This is a genomic window from Quadrisphaera granulorum (assembly GCF_003149145.1).
GTDB lineage: Bacteria > Actinomycetota > Actinomycetes > Actinomycetales > Quadrisphaeraceae > Quadrisphaera > Quadrisphaera granulorum.
Genome location: NZ_QGDQ01000032.1, coordinates 1 through 13,217 on the forward strand (window position 1 = coordinate 1; position 13,217 = coordinate 13,217).

Annotated in this window: 10 protein-coding genes, 1 other RNA gene and 2 pseudogenes; 6 read left to right on the forward strand and 7 right to left on the reverse strand. The window is 71.6% G+C overall.

Features of this window, described 5'->3' with window-relative positions:
* Positions 1–816 (reverse strand): annotated as a pseudogene (locus BXY45_RS19065) (hypothetical protein); the annotation flags it as partial.
* A 27-nt stretch (positions 817–843) separates the two neighbouring features.
* Between BXY45_RS19065 and BXY45_RS19070 the strand changes: the two are divergent.
* Positions 844–1,287 (forward strand): annotated as a pseudogene (locus tag BXY45_RS19070) (transposase); the annotation flags it as partial.
* 196 nt (positions 1,288–1,483) lie between these two features.
* Here BXY45_RS19070 and rnpB read toward each other — a convergent pair.
* An RNA gene (gene rnpB / locus BXY45_RS19075) (RNase P RNA component class A) lies at positions 1,484–1,916 on the reverse strand.
* 57 nt (positions 1,917–1,973) lie between these two features.
* Here rnpB and BXY45_RS19080 point away from each other — a divergent pair.
* Positions 1,974–2,771 (forward strand): YaaA family protein, encoded by a 798-nt coding sequence (locus tag BXY45_RS19080; RefSeq protein ID WP_109776122.1) that lies wholly within the window; start codon positions 1,974–1,976, stop codon positions 2,769–2,771.
* Positions 2,768–3,967, forward strand: a complete 1,200-nt coding sequence (locus tag BXY45_RS19085) for an SLC13 family permease (RefSeq protein ID WP_211319751.1) — start codon at positions 2,768–2,770, stop codon at positions 3,965–3,967. The genes BXY45_RS19080 and BXY45_RS19085 overlap by 4 nt, the downstream gene beginning before the upstream one ends.
* 24 nt (positions 3,968–3,991) lie before the next feature.
* Here the strand turns inward: BXY45_RS19085 and BXY45_RS19090 are convergent, their stop codons facing one another.
* The 5 genes from BXY45_RS19090 to BXY45_RS19110 form a co-directional block, all read right to left on the reverse strand.
* On the reverse strand, positions 3,992–4,762 hold the full coding sequence (locus BXY45_RS19090; RefSeq protein WP_170131619.1) for an alpha/beta fold hydrolase: 771 nt from the start codon (positions 4,760–4,762) through the stop codon (positions 3,992–3,994).
* A 334-nt stretch (positions 4,763–5,096) separates the two neighbouring features.
* Positions 5,097–5,525 (reverse strand): rhodanese-like domain-containing protein, encoded by a 429-nt coding sequence (locus BXY45_RS19095; RefSeq protein WP_109776124.1) that lies wholly within the window; start codon positions 5,523–5,525, stop codon positions 5,097–5,099.
* 43 nt (positions 5,526–5,568) lie between these two features.
* Positions 5,569–6,321, reverse strand: coding sequence for a zinc ribbon domain-containing protein (locus tag BXY45_RS19100; RefSeq protein ID WP_109776125.1), 753 nt, complete (start codon positions 6,319–6,321; stop codon positions 5,569–5,571).
* 7 nt (positions 6,322–6,328) lie between these two features.
* Complete coding sequence (locus BXY45_RS19105) at positions 6,329–7,174, reverse strand: Nif3-like dinuclear metal center hexameric protein (protein ID WP_211319752.1); 846 nt, start codon at positions 7,172–7,174, stop codon at positions 6,329–6,331.
* Positions 7,175–7,271: 97 nt separating this feature from the next.
* The gene (locus BXY45_RS19110) at positions 7,272–8,993 is read right to left on the reverse strand and encodes an ABC transporter family substrate-binding protein (RefSeq protein ID WP_170131620.1); all 1,722 of its coding nucleotides are present in this window, start codon (positions 8,991–8,993) and stop codon (positions 7,272–7,274) included.
* Positions 8,994–9,232: 239 nt separating this feature from the next.
* Between BXY45_RS19110 and BXY45_RS19115 the strand changes: the two genes are divergently transcribed.
* From BXY45_RS19115 to BXY45_RS19125, 3 genes are read left to right on the forward strand one after another with little or no spacing between them, the layout of a single operon-like run.
* A complete protein-coding gene (locus BXY45_RS19115; protein ID WP_109776127.1) occupies positions 9,233–10,216 on the forward strand; it encodes an ABC transporter permease in 984 nt (327 codons plus the stop codon).
* Entirely contained in the window at positions 10,216–11,142 is a 927-nt protein-coding gene (locus BXY45_RS19120) for an ABC transporter permease (RefSeq protein ID WP_109776128.1), read from the forward strand. The genes BXY45_RS19115 and BXY45_RS19120 overlap by 1 nt, the downstream gene beginning before the upstream one ends.
* Entirely contained in the window at positions 11,093–13,204 is a 2,112-nt protein-coding gene (locus BXY45_RS19125) for a dipeptide ABC transporter ATP-binding protein (RefSeq protein WP_109776129.1), read from the forward strand. The genes BXY45_RS19120 and BXY45_RS19125 overlap by 50 nt, the downstream gene beginning before the upstream one ends.
* The last annotated feature ends 13 nt before the right edge of the window (positions 13,205–13,217 follow it).

Below are 13,217 nucleotides of genomic sequence, written 5' to 3' on the forward strand. Positions count from 1 at the left end.
CAAGGGCCCCACCGCAGTCGCGGTGGGGCCCTTCTGGCGTCGATGGTCGACATCGGCGGTGACGCCAACATCGACATCAGAAGCGACGCGCAACATGTGGTCGGCGCGGACCTCGGCGCGTCTGCGGGTCAGCAGCGCGTACTGGGCGATGCCGGGCAGCTTGACCCCTGCGGCGTGGGTCTGGGCGGGGCTGACGGGTACCGCGCGCAGGTGACGGTGCTCGCGGCGTCCGTGACCGGATTCTTCCTGCTGCCAGCAGCACCTGCCCGGCCTGGCGCCGTTGATGCCGCCCTCGTGCTCGACGCCCTCGTGCCCCTCGGCCTGGTCGCCGGACTGGTCGCCGGACTGGTCGCCGGACTGGTCCTCGGGGCGGTAGGTGGGGTTGGCGTGGCCGGGGTGGGAGGGGGCGTCGGCGCTGAGCAGGTTCATGGCGTGGGCGGCCAGGGTGGGGTTGTTGCCTTTGATGACCATGAGGTAGTGCCCGCCGGAGCCCAGGATGGTGGCGGCGGTGGCGACGCTGGTGTGGGCGGCGTCAGCGGTGACGGTGTACCCCCGCAGGTCCATCTCGCGCAGCAGGGCGCGGGCGGTGGGGCCCTCACCGGTCTTCTTGCGGCGGGCGGTGGCCGCCTTGGTGCTGACCGCCGAGCCCTTGAGCTGGGTTCGGGATTCGGCGTCAAGGACGTGGCGTTGGGTCAGCACCAGACGCCCTTGGCCCTGGTGGGGGTGGGTGACCATGGCGACCAGGAACGGTGCGGGCCCGCCGGTGGGGGCTGCGCCGTCGGGTAGCCCCGGCCCGTTGCCGAGCCGGGGCCCCACCTCACCCGCCAGGTCACCTGCCCGCAGGGCGCCGCGAGCGCGCGGTGGATGCCGGCGACCCAACGCGGCACGCAGGTCGTCGTGGTGCAGTTCGCCGCCTCGACCTGTGACCCGTGTCCGGTGCGGGCGCTGTGCACCACCTCGAAATCGACCACGATCGGCAGGCAGCTGACCCTGCCACCGCAGGAGGTCTACGAGGTCCAACAAGCTGGGCGCGCGGCGCAGGCGAGCAGGCACTGGCAGCACCGGTACGCCACCCGGGCGGGGGTGGAGGGCACCATCAAGCAGGCGGTCGCGGTGACCGGGATCCGCCGCGCCCGCTACCGCGGGCTGGACAAGACCCGACTGCAGCACCAGTTCGCCGCGACCGCGATCAACCTCGTCCGCCTAGACGCCTACTGGAACGCCCGGCCTGCGGAGCGGGCCAGGACCACGCACCTGGCCCGCCTGGAGCTCACCCTCGCCGCCTGACGAATTGACCAACAGGATCGGTGGCGGCACCAAACCAGCCCAAAGCGACGCTGTTGACGAGGCGGAGCGGGCCAATTGAGACACCTTTGACAGGACAAAGTTTGCTGTAATCAAGCGACAGCGGAGAGTAGTGAAGACAATCTGAGGACAAACCGGTGACCTGCGGAGGTATCTCCGCAGGTCACCGGCCGTTTGACGGGCGAGTCAGCCTGTACGCCGGGTCCTGTCCTGGTGACCGGCGAGCCGGTCGCCAGGGGCGGCCATCCATCTCGGGACGACGTTGCCGCCGTCCTCATCGCTCCCGTCCCACGAGGGGCCGGTCGCAGTCGCGGCCTACCCGGGAGCTCGGGCGGGCAGCCCTCGAACGCTCCCTGTCTGGCCTTGCTCCGGGTGGGGTTTACCGAGCCACCCCCGTCACCGGGGGTGCTGGTGGTCTCTTGCACCACCGTTTCACCCTTACCTCAGTCCCTCCGGCGAGCCGGAAGAGCCGTGGCGGTCTGTTTTCTGTGGCACTGTCCCGCGGGTTGCCCCGGGTGGGTGTTACCCACCACCCTGCCCTGCGGAGCCCGGACGTTCCTCGGCGGTGAGCCCCTCGCGAGGCCCTCCGACGCGGCCGCCCGGCTGGCTCGTCCGCTCGGGCAGCCTAGACGAGCCCCGCGCAGGCTCGCGCACTACTGTTCGCGCCCGTGCTCCTGCTCCTGCCGCCCTCGGAGCGCAAGCTCCCCGCCCGCGCCGGGCGGGCCAGCGCCCCCGTCGACCTCGGCGCCCTGTCGTGGCCGCAGCTAGCCGACGCCCGCGAGCGCGTGCTGGAGGCGGCCGCTGCCGTGGCGGACGATCCGGCAGCGATCGGGGCCAGCGCGTCGCTCGCCGAGGAGGTCGCCCGCAACGGCCGCTGGCGCACCGAACCGGCGCACGCCGCCGCGATGCTGTTCACGGGCGTGCTGTTCGAGGCGCTGGGCCTGGCGTCGCTGCCGAGGGGTGCCGCGGCCCGCGCCGCGGAACGCGTGCTCGTCGTCTCCGCCGCCTATGGACTCCTGCGCTCGAGCGACCGCGTGCCCGCGCACCGGCTGTCGATGGGCACCGACCTGCCCGGCGTCGGACAGCTCGCCGCCCATTGGCGCCCCCACCTCACCCCCGTCCTTGACGAGCTGGTCGCCCAGCCCGGCCAGGTGGTGCTCGATTGCCGCTCCGCGGCCTATGCCGCTGCGTGGAAGCCCTCCCGAGAGCTAGCCGGTCGCGTGGTGGCCGTGCGCGTCTTCCGCGAGACCAACGGCCCGGACGGCCCGATCCGCACGGTGGTCAGCCACGACGCGAAGCGCACCCGCGGCGAGCTCGCCCGGCACCTGCTGCTGCGCCGCCGCAAGGAGCCCGACTCCCCCGAGACCCTCGCGGCCGCGGCAGCGGAGGCCTTCGAGGTGGAGCTCGCTCCCGCCGCACCCGGTCGCGTCCGCCACCTCGACGTCATCCTGCGGGGCACGCTGTGACCCGCCTGTGGCGCTGGCTGCCCGACGGCGCGCTCGTGCCGCTGCTCGCGGTGGTCGCGTCCGTCGTCGTCCTGATCACCGGGGCACTGACGCTCGGCCAAGCCGGCGACCTGCTCGGCCGCACGTGGAGCGTGCTGGTGTTCCTCCTGGCGGCCGCCGTGCTGGCGGAGCTGGCGGGCAAGGCCGGCGTGTTCGAGGTGGCCGCGGTGTGGGCCGCCCGCCACGGCGGTGGGCGGACGTGGCGGCTGTGGCTGCTCGTCGTCGCCATCGCCGTCGCCGCGACGATCACCCTCAGCCTCGACACCACCGCCGTGCTGCTCACCCCGGTGGTGCTCGCGCTGGCCCGACGGACGGGAGCGCCCGCGTCGGTCGGCGCGCTGCTGGCGCTGACGTGCGCGTGGCTGGCCAACACCGCCTCGCTGCTGCTGCCGGTCTCCAACCTCACCAACCTGCTGGCCCTCGGCGTGCTGGAGGGCGGGCCGGCCGGCGGGGACGTCCCGGCGTTCGTGGCGCTGACCTGGCGCCCCGCGGTGGTGGCCATCGTCGCGACCGTCGTCGTCCTCGCGGTGCTGCACCGCAAGGCACTGCGGACGGGGTACTCCCCGCCTCAGCCCGCCGAGGTGTCCGATCCGGTGCTGCTCAAGGTGGCGGCGGCCGTGGTAGTGCTCGTGCTGCCTGCGCTGGCCATCGGCCTGGAGCCGTGGGCGGTGGCGGGGACCGCCGCGCTGGTGCTGGCGGCCGTGTTCGCGGTGCGCAAGCCAGCGGCGATGCACCCGGGCATGGTGCCGCTGCCGATGGCCATCTCCGTGCTGGGGCTGTTCCTCGTGGTGGAGGCCTTCAACCAGCACGGGCTGACGTCCGTGCTGGCTTCGGTTGCTGGCGACGGCGAGGGCTTCGTCGAGCTGCTGCGCCTGGCGGCCACGTCGGCCGCTGCCGCCAACGCCGTCGACAACCTGCCCGCCTACCTGGCGCTGCAGCCCCTTCTCTCCCCCGACGATCCGCTGCGTACCGCCGCGGTGCTCGTCGGCGTCAACGCCGGACCGCTCATCACCCCGTGGGGATCGCTGGCGGTGCTGCTGTGGGCGCGGGCGTGCCGCGCGGAGAACGTGCCCGTGCAGTGGGGCCGGTTCGCCCTGCAGGGGCTCGTGCTCGTGCCGGTGGTACTCGTCGCGGCGGTCGGCGCGCTCGTGCTGTGAGCGGCGCAGCCAGTCGGCCGCCGCTCAGCGGACGAAGGACTCCACCCGGGCCACGAACCTCGCCGGGTCAGCCAGGTGCGGGTAGTGCGTCGGCGGCTGCCAGACCTCCTGCACCGCGTGGGGGATCGCCTGCTGCAGCCACTGCGCGTACTCGGGCCCCGCGTCCAGACCGGTGATGACGAGGTACGGCACATCGGCGGGAACCTTCGTCAGCTCGCCCACCAGCTGGGAGACCTCCTCCGGGGAGCCCTCCAGCAGGATGCGCCAGACCCCGAGGACGACGTCCTGCTTCGGCGCGCGGATCTTGTCGAGCCGGGCCTTCTCGGAGGCGTCGAGGGCACCCGACATCTGCGCGAACATCCCCTCGATGAAGAGCGGGAACTGCTCGCCGCGGAGCATGCCGTCGGCCTGCAAGACCTGCTGCTGCATGGCTGCCAGATGGAGGGGTTGGTCGACGTTGACGACGGCGCGGGCGGGGAACAGCGCTCCGTAGGCCGTTGCCACAATGCCGCCCATCGAATGCCCGACGACCACGGGGCGCCCCTCGGGGAGTCCGTCTTCGGAGAGACTGCGAGCGGCGCACACGTGCAGGACCGTGTCGTGCACGTCCGCCGCCAGCGTCGGGATGTCGTAGGGCTCCGCGGCCTCTGACTCACCGTGGCCCCGCACGTCGACGCGGAGCACGGTGAAGCTGTCGGTGAGGTCGATCGGGTCCCAGCTGCGACGGTCCTCGGTGATGCCGTGCACCAGCACGAGCAGCGGACCGGAACCGGCGACGTCGTGGGCGAGGATCATGGCGTCATCCTGCCCTGTGGGCCGTGAAACAATCACCGCGCCGTCGCCACATGGTTGACCATCTAGGGTTGCCTGCTCCCGCTGCGGCGACCCCACGAGCTGAGGCCCTCCCGGCGGCGGGCGTCGCGGAGCGGGAGCTCTCGTGGGGGGAGCTGTGAGAGTTGGCCCCATCAACGCGCTCGATGTGCCCCATCAGCATGAGCACGCCGTCACGCCCAAGGGGCCAACCCCGCTGAGGCAAGGGGCCAACAGTTGCAGCTGCGTGCACGGACCCGTCCCTGGCGAGGGCATCCAGGTCAGCGCCTCGCCAGGGGCGCCCCGGGGAACCGACCGTCTAGGACTGCCGCCAGGGCAGACCTTCGGCGCGCCAGCCACTGACGCCGCGGTGGCCGTCAGCGTCGAGGTCTCCCTCGAAGCCGTCGAGCACGTTGAACGACCGCATCCATCCGGCGCGGGCGGCGGCGTCGGCCGCGGCCACGGAGCGGTGCCCCGAGCGGCACAGGAACATCACCTGCGCGTCCTTCGGTGCCACGTCCTCCAGCTCGGCGAGGAAGCGCGGGTTGTTCGCGCCGTCGGGGAACGTGGTCCACTCCAGCGCCACCACACGCCGGCCCAGCGGCGTGAGGTCCGGCAACCCGACAAAGACCCACTCCGCGCTGGTCCGGACATCGACGAGGACGGCGCGGGGGTCGGCTGCCAGCACGTTCCACGCTTCGCGGGGCGTGAAGTCTCCGGCGCGGGCGTGGAAGGCGCTGCCAGTCATCGGACCATCATCGGCCCCTTCGCCGGCCCCAACCCAGCCCCCGTCATCGACGCAGTTCGGGGTCAGGTGATCGGACCAGGATCCTGTCGCACTCCTCGCACTGCACCACGTCGTCGGGCGCTGCGCCGGTGACGACCCCCCGGAAGGTGCCGGTCAGCGGCAGACGGCACCCGCCGCACGTCTCACCGACCAGCGATGCAGCGCCCAGGCCGTCGCGGCGTTCACGGATCTTCTCGTAGAGGGCCACCAGGCCCTTGTCGAGCTGACCGATGGCGCCGGAGCGCTGCGCGCCGATCTGCTCGTGCTCCTGCCGGGCAGCGGTCAACGCGGTGTCGCGAGCGGCGAGAAGCTTAGCGCGCTCACCGGCGAGCCCCGCCGCGCGCTGCTCCAGCTCGGCGACGGCCTCGGCCGCACTCTCCTGGCGCTCCATGACCTCCAGCTGCGCGTCTTCCAGGGTGCGCAGGCGCCGTGTGAGGGCCTCGGCCTCGGCGAGCAGCTGCTGGAGCTCCTTGGCGGGCGTGCCGCCGGCAGCTAGGCGCGCGGACGTGCGCTCGGCGCGGGCCCGCACCTGCTCGACCTCGATCTCCGCGCGGGTGGCTTCCCGCTCGACGTCGGAGGCCACCGTGCGGGCGGCCACCAGCTCGTCGCGCAGGGTGCGCTCTGTGGTCTCCAGCGCGGCCAACGCCGCGTGCTCGGGCAGCGTCCGCGCCCGGTGCACGATCTGCGCCAGCTTGGTGTCGAGGGCCTGCACGTCGAGCAGACGCCGCTGGTCGCGGGCGGGAGCGGTGAGCGTCATCGGCGGGTCACCGTGTGGTCTCGGAAGGCGAAGGCACGTGGAAGCTCCAGGGATCGGACGAGCGGGTGGACACGGTGGTCGTGGCACTGAGGCCGAGACTCGCCAGGTGGGCGGTGAGGCGCTCGGCGGCGCCGTGCAGCCACGGCCATTCGCTGGCCCAGTGCGACACCTCGACCAGCGCGATGCCGGGCGCCTGCTCGCGGGCCTCGGAGGCGGGGTGGTGGCGCAGGTCAGCGGTGACGTAGGCGTCGACACCGGCGGCGCGCACGTCGGCGAACAGGGAGTCGCCGGCTCCGCCGCATACGGCCACCCGCTCGACGATCGCGTCCGGGTCTCCCGACACGCGCACGCCGCCGGCGGTGGCGGGCAGCCCCTGCGCCACCTGCTCGGCGAACGCCCGCAGCGGCAACGGCGGCTCCAACCGGCCGACCCGGCCGAGGCCGAGCGTCGCGTCGTGGGAAGCCGGCACCAGCGGCTCCAGGTCAACGAGCCCCACCACACGGGCCAGCGCGTCGGAGACCCCCGGGCGGGCGGAGTCCGCGTTGGTGTGGGCGGTGAAGAGCGCCACGCCCTCGCGGATCAGGCGGTGCACCACACGGCCCTTCGGAAAGTTCGCCGCGACCGTCGAGGTGCCCCGCATCAGCAGCGGGTGGTGCGCCAGCACCAGCTGGGCGCCTGTCTCGATGGCTTCGTCGACGACGACGTCCACCGGGTCAACCGCCAGCAGCACGTGCTCGACGGGGGCGTCGGGGTCTCCGCAGACCAGCCCCGGGCGGTCCCAGTCCTCGGCCCACGCGGGCGGGTACAGCTCGTCGAGGACGGCGACGACCTGCGCCAGCGTCGGGGTACTCACACTGGCGAGGGTATCCACCGACGGCAGGCACCAGAACCGCCGCCGGGGGTGGTGCGACCGGTCTCCCGGCCGCACCACCCCCGGCGTGAGCAGCGCGTCAGCTGGTGAAGCCGACGTCCTGCCAGGTGGTGCTCTCGAACAGCGACGGCCCGTAGTTCGCGAGGTTGCCGACGGCGCCCCACGCGTAGGGCTCCGCGAACAGCGGGATGGTGCTGTAGAGCGCGATGAGCTTCTTGTCGATGTTGTTGGCCATCTCGATCCGCTTGGCCGGGTCGAACTCGGCGTTGGCAGCAGCCCAGTCGGCTCCGAGGGAGTCGTCGGTGATGCCCGGGAAGTTCTGGCCCGAGTCGGCCGGGTAGTAGATCGACTCCGTCGAGGAGATCGGGAACGGCGTGCCCTGCCACGCGAAGTACGTCGCGTCGAAGTTGCGGTTCTCGGTGTCGACGTACTTCACGAAGAAGTCGGCCGAGGGCACGCTGTCGATCGTCACCGTGAAGCCTGCCGCGGCCGTCTGCTGCTGCACCAGTGTGGCGATGTTCGCCGAGTTGGTGTTGTTGGACGGGATGACGAAGCGCACGTTGAGCGGCTTGCCGTTCAGGGAGGCCTTGTCTCCGTCGAAGGTGGCGCCGGCCTGCTCCAGGAGCTTCTTGGCCGCCGCCGGGTCACCGGTGAGGTTGGACGCCTGGTCGACGTAGCCCTGCTGACCGGGCACGAAGATGAGGTTGCCCAGGGTCTGCACGGGGCTGCCGACCTGACCCAGGATCGCGGCGGCCAGGGTCTTGCGGTCGAGCGCCGTGGCGAACGCCTGGCGGACGAGGGCGTTGGAGAAGACCTCGCTCTTGCCGTTGAGGGTGACGTGGCGGAAGGTCGGGCCGAGCGACCGCTGGACTACCGCGCCCTGCTTGCTCTCGACGGTCTTGAGGTTGTCGGCGCTGCCGTTGAGGTTGAACGCGTCGATCTCGCCGTTGGCGAAGGCCTGCCCGACGGCGTCGCGGCTGACGGTCTTGAAGACCAGCTGCTCGAGCTTCGGGGCGTCACCCCACCACTTGGGGTTGCGGGTGAAGGTCGCCGTGCCGCCGTTCGCGTCGAAGGTCTGGAGAATGAACGGGCCGCCGGAGACATAGGTCTTGCCGTCGGGCGCGAAGGGGCCGCTGGCCCACGCCTTGTTGAAGGCGTCAGGTGAGCTGTAGGCCCAGGCGGGGTACAGCCCTCTGAGGATCGAGGGCCAGTCGACGTTGACCTTGGCGAACGTGATCTTCACGTCCTGAGGTGTGGCGCCCTGGTCGACCGCCGAGACGTCCTGCCAGACGTTGGTGGTGGTCGGGGCGAACGCCGGGTCGACGCCGTTGAGCGCCTTCCAGTTCGCGGCCACGTCAGCGGCGGTGATCGGCGTGCCGTCGGACCAGACGGCCTTGGGGTTGATGGTGATCTCGACGATCTGCGGGTCTTGCGAGACCAGCTCGACCTTGGTCGCGTAGTCCGGGTCGGCGCTCCACTGCCCCTTCTCGTCGAACTTCACGAAGCTCGGAAGGAAGGTCGAGTCCACGAGCTGGTCGTCGACGGTGCCCGAGTCAGCCTGGAGGAGATTCCAGTTGGCGGGCAGGCTGTCGACGGGGAGCCGCAGCGTGCCGCCGTCCTTGACCTTGTCCCGGGCGGCCGCCGTCCAGCCGACGGCGGGCAGCTTGGCGAGCGCCGCCGACGCGGACGCCGATGACTCGGGCTCGCTGGTCTGCGACCCGGAGCTGGTGCAGCCCGCGAGCGCGAGCGCCGCAGCGACCAGGACGGCACCGGCACGAAATCTCCGGTGTGGTGTTCGCATGACACGCATGACCCAGGGCCCTCTCGACGATCCGTGGTCGAGCCTGATCACTCGACCAGAAGCATCTATGCCTGCTAGACCCCTCCCTCACAACCCCCCAGGGCACATTTCTGGCCTCCGTCGCGAAAATCGACGGCGTTTCGTGACCTTCGCGGGTCGATCTGCACAATGGGGGCCACCATGGCGGGCGTCCCGGGGCCGACCATGCGGTCCGGCTGGAGAAGGGTGAGCGACACCACGTGATCGGTTTCGTGCTGAGGCGCTTCGTCAACTACGTGCTGCTGTCGGCGTTCGCCACCGCCCTCGGCTACGTGCTGGCGAGCCTCACCCTCAACCCTGCGGCGCGCTTCCTGGGTCGCAACCCTCCGATCCCCCAGGCCAGCATTGACGCCTCGTTGCGCCAGGTGGGTGCCGATCCGGGAGTTCCGGTGCTGACGCGCCTGTGGGACTGGTCGTTGCACCTGCTCACCACGGGCTCGCTCGGCATCAGCGCCCGGGGCACCGAGGTGACCGCGGACATCCTGGCCAAGGCCGGCACGAGCCTGCGGCTGCTGGTGATCGGCACCGTGCTCGGCGCGGTGCTCGGAGTGGCCGTGGGCGTGTGGGGAGCGGTCCGCCAGTACCGCCTGGTCGACAAGGTCACCGGGTACGGCTCGTTCGTCGTGCTGGCCACGCCCACCTTCGTGGTGGCGGTGCTGCTCATGATCGGGGCCACGCAGTTCAACAACGCGGTGGGCAGCCAGGTGATCACCTTCACCGGCGAGTACTCCGCCGGCATCACCGGCTCGACGTGGGACCTACTCAAAGACCGCCTCGTGCACCTCCTGCTGCCGACGATCACCCTGACGATCTTCGCGGTGGCCAGCTACTCCCGCTACCAGCGGTCGGCGATGCTCGACGTGCTCTCGGCCGACTTCATCCGCACCGCCCGCGCCAAGGGCCGCGGGCGGGCGTCCGCGCTCATCCAGCACGGCGTGCGCGTGGCGCTGATCCCCATGTCGACGTTTTTCGCCTACTCCTTCGGGCTGATCCTCACCGGGGCGAGCGTCACCGAGCTGGTCTTCAGCTGGAACGGCATGGGCCAGTACTTGATCGACTCGATCTCAAACAACGACATCAACGCCTCGGCCGGAACGATCCTGTTCACGTCGGTGCTCGTCTTGATCTCCGGCACCCTCGCCGACGTCCTGTATGCAGCTCTCGACCCGAGGGTGAGGATCTGATGTCCGCACTGGACCCGCTGACCACCACTGCGGCGACCACCGAGGAGACGGGGGCAGCCGCACCCAGCGCCCCGCGGGTGCGTCGCCCCGGTGTGCTCCGCCGGACCCTGGCGGCGCGCCAGGCGCAGGTCGGGCTGGGCGTGCTCGTCGTCGTCGTCCTGTGGGCCTACCTCGGGCCACTGTTCTACCCGTGGACTGCTCAGCAGTCCGACGTCACGGCCTTCGGGCAGCCGCCCAGCGCGCAGCACTGGTTCGGCACCAACAGCATCGGGCAGGACATCTACGCGCAGACCCTCGCGGGCCTGCAGAAGTCGCTGCTCATCGGGTTCATCGCCGGCCCCGCCGCCTCGATCCTCGCCGGGATCGTCGGAGCGGTGGCCGGATACCTCGGCGGTGCCTGGGACCGGGTGCTCGTCTGGGTGATCGACCTGCTGCTCGTCATCCCCAGCTTCTTCGTCCTCATCCTCCTCAGCCCGCTGTTCAAGCAGCTCAGCTGGGTGGCGATGGTCGCCGCGATCGCCGCATTCGGGTGGATGGTCATGGCCCGCGTCATCCGCGGCCAGACGATGTCGCTGCGCGAGCGAGACTTCGTCAAGGCGGCCCGCTTCATGGGGGTCCCGACGACGACGATCATCCGCCGCCACATCCTCCCCAACGTCGCGTCGCTGCTCATCATCGACGCGACGCTCGGGGTGGGCGCCGCCATCCTCACTGAGACCACGCTGAGCTACTTCGGCTTCGGTGTGCAGGCGCCGCAGGTCTCCCTGGGCACCCTGCTCGCCGCGGGCAGCTCGGCCGCCGTCACCCGTCCGTGGCTGTTCGTGTTCCCCGCCGGGGTGCTGATCATCACCGTCCTCGCGACCAGCCTCCTCGGCGATGCGCTGCGCGACGCCATCGACCCGACCTCGGGAGCAGACCGTGCCTGATCCGCTGCTGAGCGTCGACGACCTCCACGTCTCCTTCCGCCGTGGTGCGGTACCCGCGGTCCGCGGCGTGAGCTACCACGTCGACCAGGGCGAGTTCCTCGGCATCGTCGGGGAGTCCGGGTCCGGCAAGTCCGTCTCGTCGCTGGCCGTGATGGGCCTGCTGCCCGCGTCCGCACAGATCACCGGGAGCATCCGCCTGGGCGGCAAGGAGCTGCTGGGCCTGAGCGACCGGCGGATGTCAGCACTGCGCGGCAGCGATGTCGCGATGGTCTTCCAGGACCCGCTGTCCGCCCTCACGCCCGTCTTCACCATCGGGCGTCAGATCGCCGAGGCGCTGACCCTGCACGACCGGCGCCTGTCCGCTCACGCCGCCCGCACCCGCGCCGAGGAGCTGCTGCGCCTCGTGGGCCTGCCGACCCCCGCGCGCCAGCTCGACAGGTTTCCGCACGAACTCTCCGGCGGGATGCGGCAGCGCGTGATGATCGCGATGGCGATCGCCAACGACCCCAAGCTCATCATCGCCGACGAGCCGACCACGGCCCTCGACGTGACGATCCAGGCGCAGATCCTCGACCTGCTGCAGAAGGCCCGCGAGGTCACCGGGGCTGCCGTCGTGCTCATCACGCACGACCTCGGCGTGGTGGCCGGCAACGCCGACCGGGTGGCCGTCATGTACGCCGGGCGCATCGTGGAGGAGGCGCCCGTCCACGACCTGTTCGCCTCCCCCGTCATGCCGTACACCGTCGGGCTGCTGCGCTCCATGCCCACGCTCGGTGCCCACCGGGGAGCACGCCTCGTCCCCCTGGTGGGCCGCCCGCCGGCTCCCGGCTCGCTCGACGCCGGGTGCCCGTTCGCGCCTCGCTGCCCCGCGGCCGAAGACCGCTGCCGCACGAGCGAACCCCCGTTGGCGCTGGTCCCCGAGGTGGGCCACGCCGCGGCGTGCGTGCGCGCCTCCGAGATCGCCTCCGGCCAGCTACCCCGGGGCGAGGTGTTCCCCGTGCCCGAGGCCGCCGAGCACGTCGAGCGGGTCTCCGCTGAACCGCCGGTGCTGGAGGTCTCCGACCTGCGCCGCACGTACCCGCTGATCAAGGGGCGGTTCCTGCGGCAGCGGGCGGGCACGGTCAAGGCCGTCGACGGCGTCAGCTTCACCGTCCGGGCCGGAACCACCCTCGGCCTCGTCGGGGAGTCGGGCTGCGGCAAGACGACCACCGTGCAGCAGGTGCTGGAGCTGGCCGGCGCGGAGTCGGGCACCATCCGCGTCACCGGCCTCAACACGGCCGACCTCAGCAAGACCCAGCGGCTCTCGCTGCGCAAGGACGTGCAGGTGGTCTTCCAGGACCCGATGGCCGCCCTCGACCCGCGCATGACCGTGGCCGACATCGTCGCCGAACCCCTCACCGTCCACGGCATCTCCCCGGACGAGATCGAGCGCCGCGTGCTGGCGGCCCTCGCCGACGTCGGCCTGGACCCCTCCCACGCCGACAGGTACCCCCACGAGTTCTCCGGTGGGCAGCGCCAGCGCATCGGCATCGCCAGGGCGCTCGTGGTGCACCCGAAGCTGCTCGTCCTCGACGAGCCCGTCTCCGCGCTCGACGTGTCCGTCCAGGCCGGTGTCATCAACCTGCTCTCGGACCTGCAGGAACAGCGCGGCCTGAGCTACCTCTTCGTGGCGCACGACCTGGCCGTCATGCGCCACGTCGCGGACGACCTCGCCGTGATGTACCTCGGGCGCGTCGTCGAGCACGGACCCGCCGACGCACTCTTCAACGACCCTCGCCATCCGTACACGCGGGCGCTGCTCTCGGCGGTCCCGGTGCCCGACCCCACCGCCGAAGCACGCCGCGAGCGCATCCTGCTGCAGGGAGACCTGCCCTCCCCGCTCGACGAGATCACCGGGTGCCGCTTCGCGGCGCGCTGCCCGCTGAAGCCGCTGCTCTCGGCCGCGCAGCAGACCCGGTGCGCCAGCGAAGACCCGGGCCAGCGGTCGGTGGCCGGCCGCCAGGTGGCGTGCCACCACGCGGAGCAGACGCACCAGCTCGGCGACGCTGCCGTCGTGGCCTGAGGCTGGGCTGACG